Annotated in this window: 20 protein-coding genes and 3 pseudogenes; 19 read left to right on the forward strand and 4 right to left on the reverse strand. The window is 63.1% G+C overall.

The features are described 5' to 3' along the window. Positions 1-8 precede the first annotated feature (8 nt). Positions 9-926: an urea ABC transporter permease subunit UrtB gene (gene urtB, locus SLW74_RS21585; protein WP_410930052.1), complete on the reverse strand. Its 918-nt coding sequence runs from the start codon at positions 924-926 to the stop codon at positions 9-11. Positions 927-1086: 160 nt separating this feature from the next. Beyond that, positions 1087-2331, reverse strand: a complete 1245-nt coding sequence (urtA, locus tag SLW74_RS21590; protein ID WP_410930053.1) for an urea ABC transporter substrate-binding protein — start codon at positions 2329-2331, stop codon at positions 1087-1089. A gap of 260 nt (positions 2332-2591) precedes the next feature. Here urtA and SLW74_RS21595 point away from each other — a divergent pair, with 260 nt between their 5' ends. The 19 genes and pseudogenes from SLW74_RS21595 to SLW74_RS21685 all read left to right on the forward strand — a co-directional run. After that, a complete protein-coding gene (locus tag SLW74_RS21595) occupies positions 2592-5993 on the forward strand; it encodes an ATP-binding protein (protein WP_410930054.1) in 3402 nt (1133 codons plus the stop codon). Then, a complete protein-coding gene (locus tag SLW74_RS21600; protein ID WP_065991644.1) occupies positions 5968-6639 on the forward strand; it encodes a response regulator in 672 nt (223 codons plus the stop codon). Before SLW74_RS21595 ends, SLW74_RS21600 begins: the two co-directional genes overlap by 26 nt. 603 nt (positions 6640-7242) lie before the next feature. Next, a pseudogene (locus SLW74_RS21605) lies at positions 7243-8277 on the forward strand (cache and HAMP domain-containing protein); the annotation flags it as partial. Between the two features lie 93 nt (positions 8278-8370). Next, the gene (locus tag SLW74_RS21610) at positions 8371-9135 is read left to right on the forward strand and encodes a methyl-accepting chemotaxis protein (protein WP_410930093.1); all 765 of its coding nucleotides are present in this window, start codon (positions 8371-8373) and stop codon (positions 9133-9135) included. A gap of 1077 nt (positions 9136-10212) precedes the next feature. Further along, a complete protein-coding gene (phnC, locus tag SLW74_RS21615) occupies positions 10213-11046 on the forward strand; it encodes a phosphonate ABC transporter ATP-binding protein (RefSeq protein WP_410930055.1) in 834 nt (277 codons plus the stop codon). A gap of 73 nt (positions 11047-11119) precedes the next feature. Next, on the forward strand, positions 11120-12124 hold the full coding sequence (gene phnD / locus SLW74_RS21620; protein ID WP_192131511.1) for a phosphonate ABC transporter substrate-binding protein: 1005 nt from the start codon (positions 11120-11122) through the stop codon (positions 12122-12124). 90 nt (positions 12125-12214) lie between these two features. Continuing rightward, positions 12215-13003 carry a phosphonate ABC transporter, permease protein PhnE gene (phnE, locus tag SLW74_RS21625; RefSeq protein ID WP_074887601.1) on the forward strand — a complete coding sequence of 263 codons (789 nt, stop codon included), beginning with the start codon at positions 12215-12217 and terminating at the stop codon, positions 13001-13003. 39 nt (positions 13004-13042) lie between these two features. Continuing rightward, positions 13043-13792 carry a phosphonate metabolism transcriptional regulator PhnF gene (gene phnF / locus SLW74_RS21630; RefSeq protein WP_410930094.1) on the forward strand — a complete coding sequence of 250 codons (750 nt, stop codon included), beginning with the start codon at positions 13043-13045 and terminating at the stop codon, positions 13790-13792. A 14-nt stretch (positions 13793-13806) separates the two neighbouring features. Further along, complete coding sequence (gene phnG / locus SLW74_RS21635) at positions 13807-14289, forward strand: phosphonate C-P lyase system protein PhnG (RefSeq protein ID WP_192131515.1); 483 nt, start codon at positions 13807-13809, stop codon at positions 14287-14289. Positions 14290-14315: 26 nt separating this feature from the next. Then, positions 14316-14963, forward strand: coding sequence for a phosphonate C-P lyase system protein PhnH (gene phnH / locus SLW74_RS21640; protein WP_192131975.1), 648 nt, complete (start codon positions 14316-14318; stop codon positions 14961-14963). Then, on the forward strand, positions 14963-16036 hold the full coding sequence (locus tag SLW74_RS21645; RefSeq protein WP_410930056.1) for a carbon-phosphorus lyase complex subunit PhnI: 1074 nt from the start codon (positions 14963-14965) through the stop codon (positions 16034-16036). The genes phnH and SLW74_RS21645 overlap by 1 nt, the downstream gene beginning before the upstream one ends. Continuing rightward, positions 16033-16920, forward strand: a complete 888-nt coding sequence (locus SLW74_RS21650) for an alpha-D-ribose 1-methylphosphonate 5-phosphate C-P-lyase PhnJ (protein WP_410930057.1) — start codon at positions 16033-16035, stop codon at positions 16918-16920. The genes SLW74_RS21645 and SLW74_RS21650 overlap by 4 nt, the downstream gene beginning before the upstream one ends. After that, entirely contained in the window at positions 16917-17747 is an 831-nt protein-coding gene (phnK, locus tag SLW74_RS21655; protein ID WP_065991652.1) for a phosphonate C-P lyase system protein PhnK, read from the forward strand. Before SLW74_RS21650 ends, phnK begins: the two co-directional genes overlap by 4 nt. 22 nt (positions 17748-17769) lie before the next feature. Beyond that, positions 17770-18519 (forward strand): phosphonate C-P lyase system protein PhnL, encoded by a 750-nt coding sequence (gene phnL, locus SLW74_RS21660; RefSeq protein WP_410930058.1) that lies wholly within the window; start codon positions 17770-17772, stop codon positions 18517-18519. Continuing rightward, positions 18513-19688: an alpha-D-ribose 1-methylphosphonate 5-triphosphate diphosphatase gene (locus SLW74_RS21665; protein WP_410930059.1), complete on the forward strand. Its 1176-nt coding sequence runs from the start codon at positions 18513-18515 to the stop codon at positions 19686-19688. The genes phnL and SLW74_RS21665 overlap by 7 nt, the downstream gene beginning before the upstream one ends. After that, positions 19688-20254: a phosphonate metabolism protein/1,5-bisphosphokinase (PRPP-forming) PhnN gene (gene phnN / locus SLW74_RS21670; protein ID WP_410930060.1), complete on the forward strand. Its 567-nt coding sequence runs from the start codon at positions 19688-19690 to the stop codon at positions 20252-20254. Before SLW74_RS21665 ends, phnN begins: the two co-directional genes overlap by 1 nt. Beyond that, complete coding sequence (gene phnP / locus SLW74_RS21675) at positions 20245-20994, forward strand: phosphonate metabolism protein PhnP (protein ID WP_410930061.1); 750 nt, start codon at positions 20245-20247, stop codon at positions 20992-20994. Before phnN ends, phnP begins: the two co-directional genes overlap by 10 nt. Before the next feature lie 398 nt (positions 20995-21392). Then, a pseudogene (locus SLW74_RS21680) lies at positions 21393-22016 on the forward strand (cache domain-containing protein); the annotation flags it as partial. Positions 22017-22541: 525 nt separating this feature from the next. After that, positions 22542-23141, forward strand: a pseudogene (locus SLW74_RS21685) (methyl-accepting chemotaxis protein); the annotation flags it as partial. Between the two features lie 404 nt (positions 23142-23545). Here SLW74_RS21685 and moaA read toward each other — a convergent pair. Both moaA and SLW74_RS21695 read right to left on the reverse strand, forming a co-directional pair. Then, positions 23546-24544 (reverse strand): GTP 3',8-cyclase MoaA, encoded by a 999-nt coding sequence (moaA, locus tag SLW74_RS21690; protein WP_410930062.1) that lies wholly within the window; start codon positions 24542-24544, stop codon positions 23546-23548. Positions 24545-24619: 75 nt separating this feature from the next. Further along, on the reverse strand, positions 24620-25447 hold the full coding sequence (locus SLW74_RS21695) for a formate/nitrite transporter family protein (protein WP_410930063.1): 828 nt from the start codon (positions 25445-25447) through the stop codon (positions 24620-24622). Positions 25448-25648: the final 201 nt, after the last annotated feature.

Genomic DNA, 25648 nt, shown 5'->3' on the forward strand with positions numbered 1-25648 from the left:
GCGCACACTTATTTACGGACCTTGCTGGCAAACAACCCCTGGGGGCGCATCAACAGGATCAGGATCACCGCGGACAGGGTCAGGACCTTGGCCATCGAGCCACTCATGAAGAACTCCGACAGGGACTGGGTCTGGGCAATGGCAAACGCCGAGGCGATGGTGCCGAACAGGCTGGCCGCGCCGCCGAAAACCACCACCAGAAAGGTGTCGACGATGTACAGGGAACCTGCGGTGGGGCCGGTGGAACCGATGGTGGTGAACGCTGCGCCCGCGACCCCGGCAACGCCGCAGCCCAGGGCGAAAGTCATGCGGTCAACCTTGCGAGTGTTGATGCCCACCGCCCGGCTCATGATGCGGTTCTGCACCGTGGCGCGGACGTGCAGCCCCCAGCGGGTGCGGTACAGCATCAGAAAAATCCCGCCGGTCATCAGCACGGTCAGGCCCATGACGAACAGGCCGTTGCGCGGGATCTCGATGGCGTCGGTGAGGTTCACCGCGCCCATCAGCCATTCGGGCGGGTTGGCGCTGACTTCACGGGCGCCGAAGATGGAGCGGAAGGCTTGCTGCATGACCAGGGACAGGCCCCAGGTCGCCAGCAGGGTGTCGAGCGGTCGTTGGTAAAGGCGACTGATCATCAGCCACTCCACCACCCAGCCCACTGCACCGGCCACCACGAACGACAACGCGATGGCGAAGAAGAAATAGTACGGCTGCATCCACGGACACCAGGTCTGCACCAGGGTCGACAGCAGATAAGTCGTGTAGGCGCCGATGGTGAGGAATTCACCGTGGGCCATGTTGATCACGCCCATCTGACCAAAGATGATCGCCAGCCCCAGGGCCATCAACAACAGCACGCAGAACACGGAAAGCCCGTTAAACCCCTGCATGGCCGCGATGGCACCAAATTCCGATAGCCATTCCATGGTGGTCCCTCCTCGGGAAGCTGTGTGGGTTTAGGATTGGGGGTCGGGACCAGCTGCAAGCTGTAAGCTTCAAGCGGCAAGTAAAAGCGAGAGCAACTGCAACGCACACCGCTTCCACTTGCCGCTTGCAGCTAACCGCTTACAGCTACCGCGCAGCGGCCTACTGATAGCCCTTCGGAAACGGATTGGGCTCGATCAGCTCCGACTCGTAAACCACTTTGAACTGGCCGTCAGCCTGGACTTCACCGATGCGGGTCTTGCTCCACAGGTGATGGTTTTCATGAATCTTCACGTAGCCTTCAGGCGCGGTGTTCAGCTCGATGCCTGGGGACGCCGCCACCACTTTGTCGACGTCAAAGCTGCCGGCTTTCTCGACCGCCGCTTTCCACAACCACGGGCCGAGGTAGGCGGCCTGGGTCACGTCGCCCATCACCGAATCCTTGCCGTACTTGGCCTTGAACGCCTCAACGAACGCCTTGTTGTTGGGGTTATCCAGGCTCTGGAAATACTTCATCGACGCGAAGAAACCCTTCATGTTCTCGCCGCCAATGCCCAGCAGTTCGTCTTCGGTGACCGACAGGGTCAACAGCGTCTGCTTGGTGGAATCGACGCCTGCGGCTTTGAGCTGCTTGTAGAACGCCACGTTGGAGCCGCCCACGACTGCGGCGAAGACCACGTCAGGTTTCTTCAATTTGACTTTGTTGATCAGCGAGCCGAACTGGGTATTGCCCAGCGGGTAGTAGTCTTCGCCGACGACCGTGCCGCGGAGCACGTTTTCGATGTGCTTGCGGGCGATCTTCATTGAGGTGCGCGGCCAGATGTAATCCGAACCGATCAGGTAAAAAGTCTTGGCCCCTTTGGTCTTGGCGATCCAGTCCAGGCTGGCCAGGATCTGCTGGGTGGCTTCCTGCCCTGTGTAGATCACGTTTTTCGACTGTTCCAGGCCTTCGTAGAAGGTCGGGTAGTACAACAGGCCGTTTTCTTTCTCGAACACCGGCAACACCGCTTTACGCGACGCCGAGGTCCAGCAGCCGAACACCGTGGCCACCTTGTCGTTGACCAGCAGTTTGCGGGCTTTCTCGGCGAAGGTCGGCCAGTCGGACGCACCGTCTTCCTGAACGATCTTGATCTGGCGACCGAGGATGCCGCCCGACGCGTTGATCTGGTCGATGGCCAGGCGTTCGGCCTGGATCGAACCGGTTTCGGAGATCGCCATGGTGCCGGTGGCCGAGTGCAGCTGGCCGACAGTCACTTCGGTCGGCGTGACCGCCAGACCGGTGCTGTTGGCGTCGTCGGCCAGGGTCATCTGGCTGAACACGCTGGCGGCGATCAGCGAGAGGGCGGCCGCCCCCAATGCCAGGCGTCGGGGGAAAAAGCGCGTGGGGCCTGTCAGTCGTGAATCCATGTTCCCGCTCCTGTGCTGGTGATTCGCGGCGCCGGGTGAGGGGCCGTCGCGAGCTGCGAGCAAGGATGAGGCGGGCGCGGGAATCGGGGTATACGCAGCGTGACGTATGCGCGTACGTCATTTGACGTAGGGCCGGAAGCGCCGGACCGGGGCATGATTGCGCCCGCGGCACAGAAGTTGCTGTTTGAACACAGGTCTCAGTTTCGCGCCAGCAAGGACGGTGAGTGGCGAATTCGCTCTCTCTCATCAGGAACCAATCTGTGCGACCCTCCGGCTCTCAACGCATCATCAAGGTGCGCCGCGATTACAACCGTCTGGTCGCCGACGAGACCATGGAAGACTACGCGTTGCGTTTCACGCCCAAGTCCTTTCGCAAATGGTCGGAATTCCGCATCGCCAACACCGCTGTCGGGGCCGTGTCGTTCCTGGCACTGGAAGCCATCGGCGGCGCGCTGGTGATGAGCTACGGCTTCACCAACACCTTATGGGCCATCATCGCCATGACGGTGGTGATCTTCCTCACCGGGCTGCCCATCAGCTACTACGCCGCGCGCTATGGCGTGGACATGGACCTGCTGACGCGAGGCGCCGGCTTCGGCTACATCGGCTCGACCATCACCTCGTTGATCTACGCCAGTTTCACCTTCCTGTTCTTCGCCCTGGAAGCGGCGATCATGGCCCTGGCGCTGGAGCTGTACACCCACATTCCGCTGGCGCTGGCGTACGTGATCTGCTCAATCATCGTCATCCCGCTGGTGGCCTACGGCATCACCCTGATCAGCCGCCTGCAGATGTGGTCGCAACCCTTGTGGCTGACGTTGCTGATCGTGCCGTACGTGTTCGTGATCTGGAAAAATCCCGACGCGCTGGCCGACCTCACCACCTTTGCCGGCCGGGAGGGCGAGGGCGGCACGTTCAATCTGCTGCTGTTCGGCGCCGCGTTCAGCGTGGCGTTGTCCCTGGTGACGCAGATCGGCGAGCAGGTGGACTACCTGCGCTTTCTGCCGGAAAAAACCCGCCGCAACCGCAAGCGCTGGTGGGCCGCGCTGCTGATGGCCGGGCCCGGCTGGGTCATCCCCGGCGGCCTGAAAATCATGGCCGGCGCCTTTCTTGCCTTTCTCGCCCTGCAACACCAAGTGCCCATCGAACGCGCGGCCGAGCCGACGCAGATGTACCTGGTGGCGTTCAACTACGTGTTTGCCTCCCCGGAATGGGGGCTAGCGGCCATGGTGCTGTTCGTGATCATTTCCCAGATCAAGATCAACATGACCAACGCCTACGCCGGGTCTCTCGCCTGGTCAAACTTCTTCGCCCGGGTCACCCACAGCCATCCGGGCCGGGTGGTCTGGCTGGTGTTCAACGTCGCTATCGCCTTGATCCTCATGGAGCTGGGTGTGTTCGACGCCATCGAGGAAGTGCTCGGCCTGTATGCCAACGTCGCCATCGCCTGGATCGGCGCGCTGGTGGCCGATCTGGTGATCAACAAACCCCTCGGCCTCTCGCCCAAGCACATCGAATTCAAGCGCGCGCACCTGTACGACATCAACCCGGTGGGCGTCGGCGCGATGTTTATTGCGTCACTGCTGTCGATGTGTGCCCATTTCGGCGCGCTGGGGGAGGTGGCCCGGGCTGCGCCGCCGCTGATTTCCCTGACCAGCGCCCTGATCGCGGCGCCGTTGATCGCCTGGCTGACCCAAGGCCGTTACTACATCGCCCGGGACAGCGACCCCGGTTTGCTGTTCCCCCTCGGCCGCCAGACCAGCCTGCGCTGTGGCGTGTGCAGCAACCGTTTCGAAACCCCGGACATGGCCTGGTGCCCGGCCTACGGTTCGCCCATCTGCTCGTTGTGCTGTTCGCTGGACGCCCGCTGCGGCGATCAATGCAAAACCCGCTCGCGGCTGTCGACCCAGTTCGAGGACCTGATCGCCCGCCTGCTGCCCCGCTTGCCACGCCAATACCTGCACACCCGGCTGGCGCAATACCTGGGCCTGCTCACCGTGTTGGTGCTGACCCTGACCGGGGCGCTGACGATGATTTACAGCCAGGTCTCACACGGCTTGATCGATCAATCGCCGCAGGTGCATCACACCCTGATGCTGGCGTTTCTCAAGGCGTTCCTGACCTTTTGCGTGTTCGCCGGCGTACTGGCCTGGTGGGTGGTGCTGACCCGGGAGAGCCGGCGCGTGGCCCTGGAAGAATCCGAGAGGCAGACTGCGTTGCTGATGCAGGAAATCGAGGCGCACCACAAAACCGATCAGGCGTTGCAGGAAGCCAAGGAAGCCTCGGAGGCCGCCAACGCCGCCAAGAGCCGCTATGTCACCGGGCTTTCCCACGAACTGCGCACGCCGCTCAACAGCATTCTGGGCTTCACCCAGATCTTGCAACGGGACAGCGCCACCCCGAGCAAACATCTGGACTCCCTGGCGACCATCATGCGCAGCAGTTCGCATTTGTTGTCGCTGATCGACGGCCTGCTGGACGTGGCCAAGATCGAAGCTGGCAAGTTGCGACTGGAGCCGACGGAAATCCTGTTCCAGGAGTTTCTCAGCGACCTGGAGAAAATGTTCGCCAGCCCGGCCCGGGAAAAAGGCCTGCACTTTCGCCTGGAGCTGATCGGGCGCATGCCGGAAGTGGTGCGCGGCGACGAGAAGCGGGTGCGGCAGATTCTGATCAACCTGCTGGGCAACGCGATCAACTTCACTGACAGCGGGGAAGTCTGCCTGCGGGTCAGTTACCGGCGCGAAACCGCGACCTTCGACATCATCGACACCGGAATCGGCATCGCGCCGGATCAGATCGAACGGATTTTTCAGCCGTTCGAACGGGGCGGGCTGGTACGCCAGGACAACGGCGTGGGCCTGGGGCTGACCATCACGCGGATGCTCACGGCGCTGATGGGCGGCGCCTTGTCCGTCAGCAGTCAGCCGGAGGAAGGCACGCGGTTTCAGGTGCGGCTGTTCCTGTCCGAAGTGCGGGTGCCCAAGGCGATCATCGACGTCAACCACGACGTCATCGGTTACGACGGTCCGCGCCGGCTGATTCTGGTGGTGGACGATCACATCGAGCACCGCAAGGTCATCAGCGGCATGCTCATGCCCCTGGGTTTTGACGTGGCGCAGGCGGCCAACGGGCAAGAGGCGGTCAGGCAGGTGTCGCTGTTGCACCCGGACCTGATCCTGATGGACCTGTCCATGCCGGACATGGACGGTTGGGCGACCAGCCGTATGATCCGCCGCAACGCGCTGTCCCTGGCGCCGATCATCGTGCTGTCGGCCAACGCCAATGCCTTCGCCGATGACAAGGAACGCAGCCTGCAGGTGTGCAATGACTACCTGGCCAAACCCCTGCATTTGCCGCAACTGCTGGACCGGATTCAGCACCATCTGCAACTGACCTGGCAGCGGCGTTTGCGCAGCGCCCCGTTGCTCGTGCAAGCGCCGGTGGTGTTGCCGTCGCGCGAAGATCTGGAAGAACTGTATGAACTGTGCGGCCTGGGCTATATCCGTGGCATACAACAAAAACTCGACGCCATCGAGCGCGAGAACACCCACAGCACCGGTTTTGTCACCCGCCTGCGAACCCTGGCGTCAGGTTTTCGCCTGGATGAACTCAGTCTTCAATTGAAGGAGGCCCTTAATGGACGCCATGACCCGAGCCGCTGAAAACGGCGTCATTCTGATCGTCGATGACGTACCCGATAACCTGGCGCTGCTGTCCGATGCCCTGGACGAGGCGGGGTACATGGTGCTGGTGGCGCTGGACGGGCACAGCGCGTTGACTCGCATCCAGCGTCGGCGTCCGGACCTGATTCTGCTGGACGCGATGATGCCCGGCCTGAACGGCTTCGACACCTGCCGCCAGATCAAGGCACAACCGGACACCGCCAACATCCCCGTGCTGTTCATGACCGCGCTGACCGACAGTGAGCACGTGGTGCAGGGTTTCGAGGCTGGCGCCATCGACTACGTCACCAAGCCGATCGAGTGCGCTGAAATGCTGGCCCGGGTCGCGTCGCATTTGCGCACCGCGCGCATCCTGCACACCGCCCGCACGGCGTCGCAGCCGGTGACGTTCGAAGACAAATCCGCCTACGGCAAACTGTCCCGCCGCTTCCAGCTCACCGACCGGGAAATCGAAGTGCTGCGCTGGGTGTCCTTCGGCAAAACCAACAAAGACATCGCCGACATTTTGCAACTGAGCCCGCGAACGGTGAACAAACACCTGGAACACATCTACATCAAACTGGGCGTCGAAACCCGCACCGCCGCCACCTCCGTGGCCATGGCGGCAATGACCGAGCGGGTGTGATCCCCGGGATACGAAGATCAAAAGCAGATCAAGAGCTTCCCGGCTGAAGCCGGTCCTACAGTCGGAGCCGGTCGCAATGCACGCACCCGCTGCTGTCAGTGGGACCGGCTTTAGCCGGGAAGAGGCCGGTTTGAGCGCTTCCAATTCTGCGGTATTGATTAATTGATTAATTGATTAATGGGGACTGATTTATTTACAAGGATTAATGGGGACTCGATTAATGGGGACTGATTTATTTACAGCGCTTCACCGTAAATTAATCTGTCCCCGTGTCCCCGTGTCCCCGCGCGTCACAGGTCTCACTGACGGGATGAGGTGCTTGTGCAGGACCGGCTTCAGCCGGGAAGGGACCAGGCTGCACACCCTCAATCTTTGGATCCAGTCACCCCGTAAACGCCCCGCGTTTGGATATAAGCTGAATCGCTTAACCCCTCAAATAACCACTCCCGATCTTCATTACTCACCGGCCCTAAATTCCCCGTCTTCCCAGCCGAAACATGTTCAGGCCGTGCCTTCTCGTTCTTGCAGCCCTCGTGCAAAGCGCAGCGCACCTATCGGCATCGCACTCTCGTCGCTGTCATCTCTGGTTATGGACACACGCATATGATCAAACGTCTGGGTTTCAGCAAAAAGATCCTGCTGGCCGCTGCACTCATCGTGGTAGTTGCCTTCTCGTGTTTCATTCTGGTGAACGACTTTCGCCAGCGCGAAACCCTGAAGAACAGCGTCGCCTCCGAACTTCAACAGATGGGCAGCCTGACCACGCAAAACATTCAAACCTGGCTCGACAGCCGCACGCAGTTGCTCAACTCCATGGCCCAGCAGATCGCGGTTGACGGTCCGGCGGTGACCAGCCTGCAACGGGCGATCGGTCTGCCGGTTTACCCGGACAACTTCCAGCTCAGTTATTTCGGCAGCAAGGACGGCGTGATGTTTTCCGTGCCCACGGGCAACCGCCCCGCCGACTATGACCCCCGTGCCCGTGGCTGGTACAAGGCGGCCGATGCGGCGCAGGGCATCATCGTGACTGAGCCGTACATCGCCGCCTCGTCGGGCAAGCTGGTGGTGACACTGGCCACGCCGGTGCGCCAGCAAGGGCAGATGATCGGCGTCGCAGGCGCGGACATTTCCCTGGACGCCATCAGCAAGACCATCAACTCGCTGAACTTCGGCGGCCATGGTTATGCGTACATCGTCAGTGCCGACGGCAAGATTCTGATCCACCCGGACACCAAGCTGATCCTGAAGAATGTCAGCGAGGCCTACCCGAGCGGCGCACCGACCATCGCGCCGGGCGTGGCGGAAATCGAGTCCGGCGGCAAGGCGCAGATCATCTCGTTCACCAAGGTGGAAGGGCTCTCGTCGGCTAACTGGTACGTGGCGTTGGTGCTGGACCGCGACGCGGCCTACTCGATGCTCAGCGAATTCCGCTCGTCCGCGATTCTCGCCATGGTCATTGCCGTGGCGATCATCATGGTGCTGCTGGGGCTGTTGATCCGCGTGCTGATGCAGCCGTTGCACCAGATGGGCCGGGCGATGCAGGACATTGCCGACGGCGAGGGTGACCTGACCATGCGTCTGGCCATCGTGTCCCAGGATGAGTTCGGCGCGCTGGCGCAGTCGTTCAACCGTTTCGTGGAGCGTATTCACAGCTCGATCCGCGAAGTGGCGTCGACCGCCGGGCAACTGGGGGAAGTCGCGGCGCGCGTGGTCGGAGCCTCGAACTCGTCGATGGGCAATTCCGATCAGCAGACCAGCCGCACCAGCAGCGTGGCCGCGGCGATCAATCAGCTCGGCGCCGCCGCCCAGGAAATCGCTCAGAACGCCGCGCTGGCGTCGCAGCATTCCAGCGACGCCACGCAACTGGCCAGCGAAGGCCAAGGCGTTGTCAGTCAGACGATCAAGGCGATGAACCAGCTGTCCGAGAAGATCAGCGAGTCGTGTGCCAACATCGAGACGCTGAACAACAAGACCGCGAACATCGGGCAGATTCTGGAAGTGATCACCGGTATCTCTCAGCAGACCAACTTGCTGGCGCTCAACGCCGCCATCGAAGCGGCGCGGGCAGGGGAAGCGGGTCGTGGCTTTGCGGTGGTGGCGGACGAGGTGAGGAACCTGGCGCACCGCACCCAGGATTCGGCGCAGCAGGTGCAGGGGATGATCGAGGAGTTGCAGGTGGGCGCGCGGGACGCGGTGATCAACATGACCGAGAGCCAGCGTCAGAGCGAGAACAGTGTGACGATCGCCAATCAGGCGGGCGAACGGCTCAATAGCGTGACCCGCCGGATCAGTGAGATCGATGGGATGAATCAGTCGGTGGCGACGGCTACCGAGGAGCAGACGGCGGTGGTTGAGGCGATCAACGTGGACATTACCGAGATCAATACGCTGAATCAGGAGGGGGTCGATAACCTGAAGTCAACTCTTGATGCTTGTGCGCACTTGGAGCATCAGACGGCGCGGTTGCAGCATTTGGTGGGGACCTTCAGGATCTAGACGCAAGATCAAGATCAAGATCAAGATCAAGATCAAGATCAAGATCAAGATCAAGATCAAGATCAAGATCAAGATCAAGATCAAGATCAAGATCAAGATCAAGATCAAGATCAAGATCTAGAGCGTCGGCCTAACGGCCTCTGTTTCGCCTTCGGCGAGTTACTTGGAAAAGCACCCCAAGTAACCAAGGGTGCTTGCTCCTGGCTTGGTTCCTCCTTCGTCGGAATACCCTCACTCCGACGACGCTCCGTGGGCCCGCGCCGAACGGACATCCATGTCCTGACGGCGCTCTCGCCGCATCCCTGCGGCTCGGCCCACTACGCGTCGTCTACGTTCAGCCTGCACCCAAGTCGCGATGGGCGTCGTCTGAACTATTTGTGTTTCAAGATCAAAAGCAGATCAAAGCACGCGTAGTAGGACCGGCTTTAGCCGGGAAGAGGTTAGCTCAGACGCCAACATTGGATCGTTCCCTACGCTCCGCGTGGGAATGCATCCCCTGACGCTCCGCGTCACAGGCCTCACTGACGGGATGCGGTGATCTTGTGGGACCGGCTTCAGCCGGGAAGGGGCCAGCCTTTACACCCTGGATCTTGCGGCGTGACACCCGACGTCTTCCCGGCTAAAGCCAGTCCTACGGTCGAAGTGCATTTCCATAGTGGGACCGGCTTCAGCCGGGAAGAGGCCAGCCTTTTACACCCTCAATCCCGCAGCGCGCCATCCGACGCCTTGCCCGCTAACGCTGGTACTGCTAACCCCATAGCGTTGTGCCAACGGACCAACGGCACGAATTATTTGTTTCAGTCTTGGCATTGACCCCGCTGTCCTGCCTTCAACATCCGCGCAACTTGTCTAGCCCGCACAGCGGCTAGATCGCCCTTGGGCGCCAACCTGTCCAGAAAAACCCCGAAAAGTCCCGTAGCAAACCGTCTCCGAAGTGCAATCCCACAGTCATCGTCGGTTCATGGAACTGCCACAGGCTGCCCCTAATGTCACTCGCACCGAACGCGGCCATGGACGGTCGTGCGGCTGATCATTCACTCCCGGCAGGACGCTGGAATCACAAAACCAGAGAAGCCCATGACCGCAGCCATCCACGTCGACCGCCTCAACAAGACCTTCGCCCGAAAGACCGCTTTGGTTGACCTTGCATTGTCTATACAACACGGGGAGATGGTCGCGCTGATCGGCGCGTCCGGGTCCGGTAAATCCACGCTGTTGCGTCACCTGGCCGGGCTGGCCTGCTGCGATCGCAGCAATGGCGGCAGCGTCCAGGTGCTGGGTCGTGAAGTGCAGGCCTCGGGACGGCTCAACGGCAAGGTGCGTCGCCTGCGCGCGGATATCGGCTACATCTTTCAGCAATTCAATCTGGTCAATCGCCTCAGCGTGCTCGACAACGTCCTGCTCGGCTGCCTGGGTCGCATGCCGCGCTGGCGTGGAAGCCTCGGCCTGTTCAACGCCGAGGAGAAAGCCCGGGCCATGGCCAATCTTGACCGCGTCGGCCTTGCCGATCTGGCGCCGCAGCGGGCGTCGACCCTCTCCGGCGGCCAGCAGCAGCGGGTAGCCATTGCCCGCGCGCTGACCCAGAAGGCCGAAGTGATTCTTGCCGACGAACCCATTGCCTCCCTCGACCCCGAGTCCGCGCGCAAGGTCATGGAAATCCTCGCCGACATCAATCGCCGGGACGGCAAGACCGTCGTCGTCACCCTGCATCAGGTGGATTACGCCGTGCGCTATTGCCCCCGTGCCGTGGCACTCAAGGGCGGGCGCATTCACTTCGACGGCAACGGCGCCGAGCTCAACAGCCAGTTTCTCAACGACCTGTACGGCGCCGACGCTGACACCAGCCTGATGTTCGACGGCAGCGCGCGGGACACCGAACGACCGCCCCAACTGCTGATGGCCCGCGCCTGATTCAGTTGCGGCACTGACAAACCACATAAACCAGACAACACCCCAACAACCAACCCAGCTCCGGGAGTTCCCCATGTTGAACCGTATCGGGCGCGTCTTCGCGTCTGCCGCTGTCGTCGCCGGTTGCCTGATGGGCACTGCGCAGGCTGATGACAACGTCATCAACTTCGGCATCATGTCCACTGAGTCGTCGCAGAACCTGAAGAGCGTCTGGCAGCCGTTCCTCGACGACATGACGAAAAAGACCGGGCTTAAAGTCAACGCCACCTTCGCCTCCGACTACGCCGGCCTGATCCAGGGCATGCGCTTCAACAAGGTCGATGTGGCCTGGCTCGGCAACAAGGCGGCTATGGAAGCGGTGGACCGTTCCGGCGGCGAGATCTTTGCCCAGACCGCTGCTGCCAACGGTGCGCCCGGCTACTGGAGCGTGATCATTGCGCGCAAGGACAGCCCGATCAATTCGGTCGAGGACATGCTCAAGCACGCCAAGGAACTGACCTTCGGCAACGGTGACCCGAACTCCACCTCGGGCTATCTGGTGCCGGGCTACTACGTCTTCGCGCAGAACCACGTCGACGCCGCCACCGCCTTCAAACGCACGCTGAACTCCAGCCATGAAGTCAATGCCCTGAGCGTGGCCAAAGGGCAACTGGACGTCGCGACCTTCAACACCGAAAGCTGGGACCGTCTGGCAGTCACCCAGCCGGACAAGGCCGCCATGCTCAAGGTCATCTGGAAATCGCCGCTGATCCCCGCCGACCCGATGGTCTGGCGCAAGGGCCTGTCGGACGCGGACAAGAACAAGATCCGCGATTTCTTCGCTAACTATGGCGACACCGACGAAGAAAAGGCCGTGCTGAAGAACATGCAGATGGGCAAGTTCCTCAAGTCCTCGGACGACCAGTTGCTGACCATCCGCCAGCTCGAGCTGTTCAAGCAGAAGACCGAAACCACGGCCAGCACCACCCTCAGCGCCGAAGAGAAGGCCACTCGCCTGAAAGACATCGACGCCGGGCTGACCAAGCTGCAGGACCGTATTTCCGAGCTGGAAAAGCAAGGCACCGCCAAGGCGGGTTGATGCACGGGGCGCGCCTGCCTGTGGGGACCAACCCCGTGCAGGCACGGCGCGCCAGTCATGACGCTTCATCCGTTCGCAACCGGACTTTTTATGACCACTCACGCTGCTTACATCGAAGCCGCCGGCAAGCGCAGCTGGCCGCAATACCTGGGCTGGGGCCTGTTCCTGGCGATGATGGCCTGGGCCTGGCACGGCGCGGAAATGAACCCGCTGGCGCTGTACCGCGACTCCGGCAACATGGCGACCTTCGCCGCCGACTTCTTCCCGCCTGACTTCCACGAATGGCGCGCGTACCTCAAGGAAATGATCGTCACGGTGCAGATCGCCCTGTGGGGCACGCTGCTGGCGATCGTCTGCTCGGTACCGCTGGGCATTCTCTGCGCCGACAACATCACGCCGTGGTGGATTCACCAGCCATTGCGCCGGGTCATGGATGCGTTCCGTTCGATCAACGAAATGGTCTTCGCCATGCTCTTCGTGGTCGCTGTCGGCCTGGGCCCGTTTGCCGGTGTCCTGGCGTTGTGGATCAGCACCACCGGCGTGCTCGCCAAGCTGTTCGCCGAAGCGGTGGAAGCGATTGATCCGGGCCCGGTCGAGGGCGTGCGCGCCACCGGCGCCAGTGCGTTGCAGGAAGTGATCTTCGGGGTCATCCCCCAAGTCATGCCGCTGTGGATTTCCTACGCGCTGTACCGATTCGAATCCAACGTGCGCTCGGCGACGGTGGTGGGGATGGTTGGTGCTGGCGGGATCGGCGTAATCCTCTGGGAAAACATCCGCGCCTTCCAGTTCACCCAGACCTGCTCGGTGCTGCTGGTGATCATCGTGGTGGTGAGCGTCATCGACATCTTCTCCCAGCGCCTGCGCAAGCAGTTCATCTAACGACCACGACAGGAGAGGGTGCGAACCCTTTTTTTAGCCATGCAGTTGTCTAGACAAACCGAAACGATGAACCGCGGGGCCTTGCCCCGTGAACCCCTGCACCGTGAACCCAGGTACCGCGAACTGGCGCAGACCCTGCGCAGTGAACTCGACCGCTACACCGCCGGCGAATACCTGCCCGCCGAAGTCCAGCTGGCTGCGCGCTTCGAGGTCAACCGCCACACCGTGCGCCGGGCCATCGACGAACTGGTGCGCGAAGGCAGCCTGCTGCGCCGACAGGGCAAAGGCACCCAAGTGCTGGGCCGTCCGCTGGTGTACCCGGTCGCCGCCGGCAGTGCCTACAGCGAATCCCTCGCCGCGCTCGGCCACGGCGTCGAAGCGGTGCTGCTGCAACGCCGGCACTGCACGGCGACGGTGGAGGAGGCCGCGCATCTGGGCCTCGAACCCCACGCGCCGCTGATCGAACTGCAAACATTGCGCCGCCTCGACGGCCAGCCGGTCTGCCTGATTCGCCACCGTTACTGCGCCACCCGCGCGTCGTTGATCGCCGACTACGTCAGCGGCTCGGTGCGCCAGTTCCTCACCGAACGGCAATTGCCGTTGACCCGGACCTTCAGCCTGATCGGCGCGCGCCTGCCCAGTCGCGAAGAGGCCAGTGTGCTGCTGATGCCGCGCCACTTGCCGGCGCTGACGGTGCTGACCCTTTCCCACGATGCGCACGGAAACCCGGTGGAGATTGCCCATTCCACCAGCCGCTCCGACCGCTTCCAGTATCAGATCGTCACCTGATGGAGATGCCCGCGATGACTGCCACACCCGTTTCCTCCAACGCGGCCGACGCCCCGGCACCCGACCATGCCGCTCGCCAGCACTGGATCGGCGTGCTGTCGCGCAGCCGCCGGGCCGAACTGCAGGCCCACGAAGCCGCCCTGCGTGACGCCGACTACCAACTGATCCGCGCGCCGGAAATCGGCATGACCCTGGTGCGGGGCCGCATGGGCGGCAGCGGCGCGCCGTTCAACGTCGGCGAGATGACCGTGACCCGCTGTGTGGTGCGCCTGGCCGATGGCCGCACCGGCTTCAGCTACCTGGCGGGGCGCGACAAGGCCCACGCCGAGCTCGCCGCCCTGGCCGACGCCCATTTGCAGGGCGCGCAACAGGCCCACTGGATCAGCGACCTGATCGACCCGCTGGCCCGCGCGCAAGACCTGCGCCGGGCCCAACAACAAGCCGAAACCGCCGCGACCAAAGTGGACTTCTTCACCCTGGTCAGAGGAGAAAACTGATGAGCACCTCTCTCGCCACTCAATCCTTGCCCGCCTCGCTGTTGCAGCCGGCATTCACCGATCCGGTGCTGGATGCCCAGCGCAGTTTTCGCGCCGCGCTCAAGGCCCTGGCCGGCCCCGGTGTCGCGCAAAGCCTGCTCGCCACGCAAACCCCGCCGCACCTTGAAGGCCTTGCCGCGGCCAGCCACGCCCTGTGCCTGGCCTTGCTGGACATCGACACGCCGCTGTGGCTCGCCCCCAAGTTCGACACCCAGGCCATCCGCGCCAACCTGACCTTCCATTGTGGCTGCCCCATCGTCAGCGACCGGCAGAACGCCCGCTTCGCGCTGCTCGACGACAGCCAGTTGCACGACCTCAGCGGTTTCGACCTGGGCAACGATCGCTACCCCGACCAGTCCTGCACGCTGCTGGTTCAGTTGCCGAGTCTGCAGGGCGGCACGCAACTGGCCTGGCGCGGGCCGGGGATCGAAAGCAAAAACCACGTCAGCCTGCCGTTGCAGGAGGCGTTCTGGCAGGAGCGCGAAGCGCGCAATGACTTCCCCCGCGGGATCGACGTGTTCTTCGTCGCCGGCAGCGAATTGCTCGGCCTCCCGCGCAGCACCCAAGTGCTGTTCAAGCCGCAACCGTCCAGTCTGCAACCGTCCAGCCCTCAACCGTCGACAGGAGCCGTCTGATGTACGTTGCCGTCAAGGGTGGCGAACAGGCCATCGACAATGCCCACAAACTGCTGGCGAAACGACGCCGGGGCGACACGTCCGTCGCGGAACTGGGCGTGGAACAAATCCGCCAGCAACTGCCCCTGGCCGTCGCCCGGGTGATGACCGAAGGCTCGCTGTACGACGCTGAACTCGCCGCGCTGGCCATCAAGCAATCGGCCGGCGATCTGGTCGAAGCGATCTTCCTGCTGCGCGCCTACCGCACCACGCTGACCCGCTTCAGCGCCAGTCTGCCCATCGACACCTCGGCCATGCAGCTCAACCGGCGTCTGTCGGCCACGTTCAAGGACGTTCCCGGCGGGCAACTACTGGGCCCGACCTTCGACTACACCCACCGCTTGCTGGATTTCACCTTGCTGGCCGAGGGCGCATTCCCTGGCCCTGAAGGGCAGGCCGACGCGGCCGTTCAGGATTGTCCGCGGGTGCTGGGGCTGCTCGCCAAAGAAGGCCTGATCAAGGAAGAACAGGACACCGGCGCGCCGGTCGCTGACATCACCCGCGCGCCGCTGGAGTACCCGGCCAGCCGTGCCGAACGCCTGCAAGCGCTGGCCCGCGGCGATGAAGGCTTTCTCTTGGCGCTGGGCTATTCGACCCAGCGCGGCTATGGCCGCAATCACCCGTTTGCCGGCGAGATTCGCGTCGGTGACGTGGAGGTGTGGATCGAGCCGGAAGAGCTGGGCTTCCCGATCTCCATCGGCGCCATCGAAGTGACCGAGTGCGAAATGGTCAACCAGTTCGTCGGTTCCGCCACCGAGCTGCCGCAGTTCACGCGCGGCTACGGCCTGGCCTTCGGGCACGCCGAACGCAAAGCCATGGGCATGGCGCTGGTGGATCGCTCGTTGCGCGCCGGTGAGTACAGCGAGGAAATCGTCTCGCCCGCGCAGCAGGAAGAATTCGTGCTTGCCCACTGCGACAACGTCGAAGCCGCCGGTTTCGTTTCGCACTTGAAACTGCCGCACTACGTGGACTTCCAGTCGGAACTGGAACTGATCCGCACACTGCGCACGCCCTCCAAGGAGCAGGCTCAATGAATGCTGCCACGCCGCCACGTCTTCAGCCACAGGCCCCCCGAGACGAGGCCTACAACTTCGCGTATCTGGATGAACAGACCAAACGCATGATCCGTCGCGGCCTGCTCAAAGCCGTGGCCATTCCCGGCTATCAAGTGCCCTTCGGTGGCCGTGAAATGCCGCTGCCTTACGGCTGGGGCACCGGCGGCATGCAGCTGACCGCCGCGATCCTCGGCGCCGAGGACGTGCTCAAAGTCATCGATCAGGGCGCCGACGACACCACCAATGCCGTGTCGATCCGCCGATTTTTCGCCCGCACCGCCGGCGTCGCCACCACCGAGCGTACCCCCGAAGCGACGATCATCCAGACCCGTCACCGCATCCCGGAAACGCCGCTGCACGCCGATCAGATTATGGTCTATCAGGTGCCGATTCCCGAGCCGCTGCGCTTCATCGAACCGTCGGAAACCGAGACCCGCACCATGCACGCGCTGAATGATTACGGCGTCATGCACGTCAAGCTCTACGAAGACATCGCCACCTTCGGCCACATCGCCACGGCCTACGCCTACCCGGTGACCGTCGATGAACGCTACGTCATGGACCCGTCGCCGATCCCCAAATTCGACAACCCGAAACTCGACATGAGCCCGGCATTGATGCTGTTCGGCGCCGGTCGCGAGAAGCGTCTGTACGCGGTGCCGCCGTTCACCCGCGTCACCAGCCTCGATTTTGAAGATCACCCTTTTGAAGTGCAGAAATGGGAACACAACTGCGCCATCTGCGGCAGCCACGAGTCGTTCCTCGACGAGCTGATCCTCGACGATCAGGGCACCCAGAGCTTCGTCTGCTCGGACACCGACTACTGCGCGCAACGGGTCAGTCAGGGGAGGGGCGCGCAATGAATGCTGCTCAACAGATCGACCGTGATGCCGTCAGCGACCGCACCCAGCCACTGCTGAAAGTGCGCGGACTGACCAAGTTGTACGGTCCGGAGAAAGGCTGCCAGGACGTCAGTTTCGAGCTGTACCCCGGCGAGGTGCTGGGCATCGTCGGCGAATCCGGCTCCGGCAAGTCGACGCTGCTGTCGCTGCTCAGCGGCCGTTGCCCGCCCGACCGGGGCGTCATCGATTACCGCCTCGCCGACACCCATAAAAATGCCGGCCAATGGCTGGACCTGTACAGCGCCAGCGAGGCCGAGCGCCGCACACTGCTACGTACGGAATGGGGCTTCGTCGAGCAGAACCCTCGAGACGGCCTGCGCATGGGCGTTTCAGCCGGTGCCAATATCGGCGAGCGGCTGATGGCCCAGGGCGTGCGCAATTATCAGGCGCTGCGGGCGGCGGGGCTGGACTGGCTCAACCAGGTGGAGATCGACCCGGCGCGCATCGACGACTTGCCACGGACCTTTTCCGGCGGCATGCAGCAGCGCCTGCAAATCGCCCGAAATCTGGTGTCCGGCCCACGGCTGGTGTTCATGGACGAGCCCACCGGCGGCCTTGACGTGTCGGTGCAGGCGCGCTTGCTCGACCTGATGCGCGGGCTGGTGCGCGAGCTGGACCTGGCGGTGGTGATCGTCACCCACGACCTGGCCGTGGCCCGTTTGCTCGCCGATCGGCTGATGGTCATGCGCCGTTCCCACGTGGTGGAAACCGGCCTGACCGATCAGATCCTCGACGACCCGCAACATCCGTATTCGCAGCTGCTGGTGTCTTCGGTGCTGCAGCCATGATCCGACTTTCGGGATGCCTTCAATGAACACGCTGATCGAGGTCCGTGACCTCTCGAAAACCTTCACCCTGCACCAGCAGAACGGCGTGGTGCTCAACGTGCTGCGCGGCCTGAATTTCTCCGTCAGCGGCGGCGAGTGCCTGGTGCTCCACGGCCATTCCGGCGCGGGCAAAAGCACGCTGCTGCGCACCCTCTACGGCAACTACTTGCCGGCCGGTGGCAGCATTCGCGTGCAGCATCAGGGCGAGTGGCTGGAACTGGTCGGCGCTTCGCCGCGCGAGGTGCTGCAAGTGCGGCAGCAAACCCTCGGCTACGTCAGCCAGTTTCTGCGGGTGATTCCCCGCGTCGCCACCGTCGAGGTGGTCATGGAACCGGCGCTGGCCCGTGGCTGGAAGCATGAAGACGCCCAGGTCCGCGCCGAGCATCTGCTCGCCCGGCTGAACATTCCCCAGCGCCTGTGGCAACTGGCGCCGGGGACGTTTTCCGGCGGCGAACAGCAGCGCGTCAACATCGCCCGCGGCTTCATGGTGCCGTGGCCGGTGATGCTGCTGGACGAGCCGACCGCGTCGCTGGACGACGGCAACCGTCAGGTGGTCCTCGAATTGATCAATGAAGCGAAGGGCGCCGGTGCTGCGGTGATCGGCATCTTCCACGACCGTCTGGCCCGGGAAGCGGTGTCCGACCGTCATCTGAACATGACCCCGCCCGATCTTGACCCGCAAGCCTCAATGGCATCGATGGCATCGAGCCCGAAGGAGACCGAACAATGCTGAACGAAGAGATCCTGACCCACGCCAAGATCGTCACCGCCGAGCGCGTCTTCAGCGGCACCGTGGTGCTGCGTGACGGGTTGATCAGCGAAATCGACGAGGGCATCAGCCAGTTGCCCCAGGCGCAGAACCTCAATGGCGATTACCTGCTGCCGGGGCTGGTCGAGCTGCACACCGACAACCTGGAAAAACACCTGAGCCCGCGCCCCGGTGTGGATTGGCCGTCAGCGTCGGCGGTCATGAGCCACGACGCGCAAATCATCGCGGCGGGCATCACCACGGTGTTCGACGCGCTGTCCATCGGCGACGTCAACCCCAAGGGCAAGCGCATGCAGCAACTGCCGGGCATGGTCGAGGCGATCGCCAAGGCCAACGCCGCCGACATGACCCGCGCCGAGCACCGCCTGCACCTGCGCTGCGAGGTCTGTCACCCGGACACCCTCAGCGTGTTCCGCGACCTGGTCGAGCAGCCCCTGGTGCAGCTGGTGTCGGTGATGGACCATTCGCCGGGCCAGCGCCAGTTCGCCCTGGAATCCAAGTACCGTGAGTACTACATGGGCAAATACCACCTGAGCAGCGAGCAGATGGACGCCTTCATTGTCGAGCAGGTCGCCAACTCGAAGACCTACAGCGACCGTTATCGCCGGGCGATTGTCGATATCTGCCTGGCACGCGGACTCTCGGTGGCCAGTCACGACGACGCCACCCTGGCCCATGTCGAGGAATCGGCGGCCTACGGCATGAGCATCGCCGAGTTCCCGACCACGCTTGAAGCGGCGCAGGGCTGCCGGCGTCTGGGCATGAGCGTGTTGATGGGCGCGCCGAACATCGTCCGTGGCGGCTCGCACTCGGGCAACATCGCGGCGGCGACATTGGCCGAAGAAGGGCTACTGGATATTCTCTCCAGCGATTACTATCCGGCCAGCCTGTTGCAGGCGGCGTTCACCCTGGGCGCCCAGTTGGATGAGTCGCAGGTGTCAGCGGACGACTCGACAGGCGCCGGGCTGGCGCGTGCGGTGACCACGGTCAGCCTGGCGCCGGCCCGTTCGGCGGGCTTGCAGGATCGCGGCGAGATCCGCGTCGGCCTGCGCGCCGACCTGATCCACGCCCGGGCTGTGGGCACACTGCCGATCATTCAACAAGTCTGGCGACAAGCGAAGAGGGTGTTCTGATGGCAGGCAGGTTGATCTATCTCATCGGGCCGTCGGGTTCGGGCAAGGACAGCCTGCTGGACGCGGCCCGGGAGGCATTGGCCGCGCGGGACTGCCGGATCGTGCGGCGGGTCATTACCCGCTCGGCAGAAGCCAAGGGCGAAGCGGCCCAGGCCGTCAGCGTCGAGCGTTTCGAGGCCCTGCAGGCCCAGGGCGCGTTTGCCTTGAGCTGGTTCGCCAACGGCCTGCATTACGGCATCCCCAACGAGATCGACCAATGGCTGGCCGACGGGCACGACGTCCTGGTCAACGGCTCGCGCGGCCATCTGCCCCACGCGCGGTCGCGTTATCCGTCACTGTGGGTGGTGCTGCTGACGGTGGATCAATCGGTATTGCGGGATCGATTGCTCAGTCGGGCGCGGGAATCGGCGGATGAGATCGAAACCCGACTGGCGCGCAATGCCCAGTTCGCTGACGATTTGCAGATGAGTGACCCGTCAATGATCGTGCTCGACAACTCCGGCGCCCTTGAGCAAACGGTCGCCCGATTGCTGCAGCGACTGGAGCGCGCCCCCGCATGCGTCTGACCCTGTTGGGCACGGGGGATGCGCGACAAGTGCCGGTCTATGGCTGTGAGTGCGCCGCCTGCCGCGCCGCCCATGCCGACCAACGCCTGCGCCGCCGTCCGTGCTGCGCGCTGGTAGCACTGGGCGACCAACGCTGGCTGATCGACAGCGGTTTGCCCGACCTGACCGAACGCTTCCCGCCCCGCAGCCTCAGCGGCATCCTGCAAACCCACTACCACGCCGACCATGCCCAGGGCCTGCTGCACCTGCGCTGGGGCCAGGGCCTTGTGATTCCGGTGCACGGCCCGGTCGACCCGGAAGGATTATCGGACCTGTACAAGCACCCGGGCATTCTCGATTTCAGCCAGCCTTTCATGCCCTTCGAAAGCCGCGCCCTCGGCGAACTCCAGGTCACCGCGCTGCCGCTGCTGCACTCCAAACCGACGCTGGGTTATTTGCTGGAAGGCGGGGGACGGCGGATCGCGTACCTCACTGACACCGTCGGCTTGCCCCATGACGCCCAGGCCTTTCTGCAGCGCGAGGCGCTCGACGTGCTGGTCCTCGACTGCTCCATGCCCCCTCAGCCGCAGACGCCGCGCAACCACAACGATGTGAACCTGGCGCTGCAGATCATTGAGGCGCTCAAGCCCGAACAGGCCGTGCTGACCCATGTCGGGCATACGCTGGATGCGTGGCTGATGGAACATGCCGCAGAACTGCCTGACCACGTTCGGGTGGCGCGGGACGCCATGGAAGTCTGACCGGGGCGGGGAGGGCTGACGTTAGGCGAGTCATCCTATGACCTCCTGTCGCTCAGGTCGCTTAAACACCTGTCCGGCTTCAACTTTTGCCTGTCACGGCCGTTGCAAATGTAGCCCTACATTTCCTTCGGAGCTTGACCATGTCGTTGATTCCTCGCCGCATCGCTGGACGAATGACCCTGGGGATCCTGACATTGCTGGTGCTGACGGCGGTGGCGATTTACGCGGTCATGACCCTGGGCGGCAAACCCCAGCTGGTGGCTGCCGGCACCGAGTCGGCGGAGCAGTCAGCCAGCGCCATCACCCGTCAGCTGGCGTTACCGTTGAGCCGCATCGAAGGGACGGCGGCGGCCATGGCGCTGCTGGCAGAGACGCTGCCCCACGACGAAACCCTGTACATGAGCAATTTCCCCGGCCTGATCGACAGCCAGGGGGATTCCGCCATTGCCGGTGGCGGCGTATGGCCGGAGCCCAACGCCTTTGCGGCAGGCACCGAGCGCCGCAGTTTTTTCTGGGCCCGCGACCCCGCCAACCGGCTGGATTTCTCGGACGAATACAACCAGGCCAAAACGCCGCCTTATCAGGCTGAGTCCTGGTACACCGGGGCCAAGTCCGCACCGGCAGGGCGTTGCGTCTGGTCCGATGCGTATCAGGACCCGGTCAGCGGCGTGGCAATGACCACCTGCAGCGTGCCTTACCGGGCCCAGGGCGCGTTCGCCGGTGTCGCGACCATCGACCTGAAGCTGGACGGTCTGGCGGCGTTCCTCAAAGACAAAGGCGGCGTCACCGACGGCTACGCCTTTGCGGTCGATCCGTCAGGGAATCTGCTGTATTTCCCTGATGCGAAGGGCACCAAGAGCCTGTTGACCATTACCGGATTGAGCCAGGAGCAAACCTGGTTCAAGCCGGTGGCTGATCAGCTAGCGAGCAACACCTCGGCCCTCTCGACCCTGCGGATTGAGCACGACGGTCGGCTCAACGGCCCGGCCTACGTCACCCTGGCGACCATGGCCGGCACGGGCTGGCGCATTGGGCTTGTGACCCCGGAAGCCCGGGTTGTCGGCCTGGCCAACCGCCTCACCGGACAGATTCTGTTGTTCCTGTTGCCGCTTTTGGGCGTGCTGCTGGGTCTGGCCTGGCTGGCCGGCAAGCGGCTGCTGGCGCAACTGGAGGAAACCACTGCTCAGATCTCAAGCCTGGGCCAAGGCGGTCAGACTGACACTCAACTGGCGATTTTGCGCGCCGACGAGATCGGCGCGTTGCGTGAGTCGGTCAACCGCTATGCCGGTTCCCTGCGCGACATGCTGCACCGCATCGCCGAGGAATCGGTGTCTCTGGAGCGTCAGGCCAACGAGCTGGCGCAGTTGTCCCAAGGCGTCGCCGAACGGGCCGAATCCCAGCGTCAGGACAATACGCTGCTGGCCACCGCGATCACCGAGATGTCGGCCAGTGCCAATGAAGTCGCCCAGAACACCACAGACTGCTCCGACACCGCCCGCCGTTCCCTGGGCGATGCGCAGAAGAGCCAGGATCAGGTCAACAGCAACAGTCAGTCCATCGAAGTCCTGGCGACGGACATTGCCGGGGCGGCGGGCGCCATCACCCAGCTGGGCGATGATATCGAGCGCGTGGGCAGTGTGCTGGAGGTGATCAAGTCGATCTCCCAGCAGACCAACCTGCTGGCCCTGAACGCCGCCATTGAAGCGGCGCGGGCAGGGGAGCAGGGGCGTGGTTTTGCGGTGGTGGCTGATGAGGTGCGCACCCTCGCCGGGCGAACCCAGGCGTCGGCGAACGAGATTCAGGAGATGATCTCGCAACTGCGTCAGGCCTCCAGTGCGGCGGTCTCGACGATGCAAAACGGTGCCACCCGCACCCGTGAGTCGGTGCAGCAGGCGGTCGACGTCGCCGCGACACTGGGCACCACCGTCTTCAGCTTCGACGACATCGTTCAGCGCGCCCATCAGATCGCCGTGGCCGCCCAGGAGCAAAGCCATGTCACCCACGAAATCAACGAACTGGCCGTGCGCATTCACGCCTCCAGCGAACAAGGCGCGCGGGACGCCGGCACCCTGCGCGAACTGGGCAAAGGCATGCAGTCGATCTCCGCTCGCCTGGGTGCACTGAGCCGCGGTGGCCGGGAGGGGTAAGGCGCTTTGCGCGCTGTCCAGGCGGGGCGTGAGCACGATTAAATCTTCGGCGTCTGAAACGCCGTCTTCGTGAGCAAGCTCACTCCCACATGGGTTGTGTTGCCAGGAAATTGAGGGTGGTCAAGCCGACCTCTTCCCGGCTGAAGCCGGTCCCACTAAAACACCGCGTGCCGTAGGCCCAATTGAAGCCGGTCCTACTAAAGACACCGCGTGCCGTAGGACCATCTGAAGCCGGTCCCACTAAAACACCACGTGACTGTAGGACCGGCTTCAGCCGGGAAGCTCTTGAAAGGGGGGCTTTTCCAAGTCACTCGCCGAAGGCGTTCAGCAAGGACTCTTGGCCTGAGGGATGGAGGCCGCCAGGCTTTTCATCATGGGCTAACCGCTGAGCAACCAGGGCGTATTCAGCCGCCGGTCATGTTCATGAAGCGCACCACCTGGACGTCATCGTTGAGCTCGAAGTTGTGCTTCCACGGCTTCAACTGCATGGCGTTGACGATGGCTTTTTCGAGCTTGTCCGGTTGACCCGGATTGGCCCGGAGCACGGCTTTCAGGTCGGCGGAATGCTCGTTACCCAGGCACAGCAACAGACGACCTTCCACCGTGACCCGAACCCGGTTGCAGGTTGCGCAGAAGTTATGGCTGTGGGGCGAGATGAAGCCGATGCGGATGTGCGGCGCCTCGGCCACCCGCCAGTAGCGCGAGGGCCCGGACGTAGACTCGGTGGAATGCACCAGGGTGTAGCGCTCGGCGATGCGCTCGCGGACCTGCTCGCTGGAGTAGAACGACTCGGCGCGGCTGTGCTCGCTGATGGTCCCGAGGGGCATCTCTTCGATAAACGTGATGTCGACGCCACGATCAATGGCGAAGGCCACCAGATCATTGATCTCGTGGTCGTTGCGGCCCTGCATCACCACGCAGTTGAGCTTGGTGCGCTCGAAACCGGCCGCGTTGGCGGCGTCGATCCCGGCGATGACCTTGCTCAGCTCACCGGTGCGGGTCAGTTCCTTGAAGCGCGCCGGGTCAAGGCTGTCGAGGCTGATGTTGAGGCGCTTGAGGCCGGCTTCGAACAGCGGCACGGCGAGTTTGTCGAGCTGCGAGCCGTTGGTGGTCATGCACAGTTCGCGCAGGCCGGGCAGGGCGGCAATGCTGCGAACCAGCCCGACGATGCCGGAGCGCACCAGTGGCTCACCGCCGGTCAGACGAATCTTCTTTGTGCCCAGCGCGACGAAGCGCTCGGCCAGTTGATGGATTTCTTCGAGGGAGAGAATCTGCTGACGGGGGAGGAACGTCATGTCCTCGGCCATGCAATACACGCAGCGGAAATCGCAGCGATCCGTCACCGACATGCGGACGTAATCGACCTTGCGTGAATAGCTGTCCATCAGGACTCGATCTGACATTGATTACTCTCGACAACGTGACGCGTGGCAGAAACAGGGTGCGCGCCTCGGGAAATGAGGCGCGCGGCTGCAGCGTTAAATCTGGCTACCGGTCTGCTGCTCGATGGACGCAGCAGTGACACCGGTTGCCGAAGCCTGAATGGCTTTCGAATAGGACACGTAATACGCGAGCCCGACGAAAATTGCACCCCCCACGGCATTGCCCAGGAACACCGCAACGAAGTTTTCAACGAATTCGGTCCAGCTCAATGCGTCGGCAAAGATCGCTGCCGGAATCACGAACATGTTGGCGACCACGTGCTGGAAGCCGATGGCGACGAAGGCCATGATCGGGAACCACATACCGAGGATCTTGCCGGTCACGTCTTTACTGGCATACGACAACCAGACCGCCAGACACACCAGCCAGTTGCAACCGATGCCGGAAATAAACGCCTGGGCAAAATCCGCGCTGGCCTTGGCCTTGGCGATGGCCAGGGTTTTGGCCAGATACGCGCCTTCGGTCAGCCCCAGCACATGGCCGAAGAAGTACGCGACGAACAGCGCGCCCAGCAGGTTGGCCAGGGTCACCAGCGCCCAGTTGCGCGCCACCGCCGACAGCGGAATGCGCCCGGCGAACATGGCAGTGGGCAGGCTCATCATGTTGCCGGTCAGCAACTCACCGCCGGCCAGGATCACCAGAATCAGCCCGATCGGGAACACCGCAGCGCCCATCAGATTGCCCAGTGACGCCCAGGGCGCCGGGATCATCGTGCTGACATGGATGTCCAGCAAAAAGCCCAGGGCGATGAACGCGCCGGCGAGAAAGCCCAGCACCAGAATTGCCGCGGTCGGCATATGGGACTTTTTCACGCCGGCTTCAATGGTGATCTCGGCGATCTGCTGCGGTGTATTGATGGACATAGGCTTTCAGGCTCACAAGCAATGGACCGCACCGCGGCTGAACCCGCCGGCGGCACGAAAACGAAAGAGGGGTTCAAGCATCCAGTCTTGGTGCGCGGGGGTGTCAGCCGACACGGCGCCGATCCCTGTTGGGCGCGCTGCTGCGACGTTAAACCGCATTGCAGAGGACGCTCAAAAGACCTGATCAATTAGTGAGCACGC

Source organism: Pseudomonas sp. W5-36 (genome assembly GCF_046540455.1).
GTDB classification, from domain to species: domain Bacteria; phylum Pseudomonadota; class Gammaproteobacteria; order Pseudomonadales; family Pseudomonadaceae; genus Aquipseudomonas; species Aquipseudomonas graminis_B.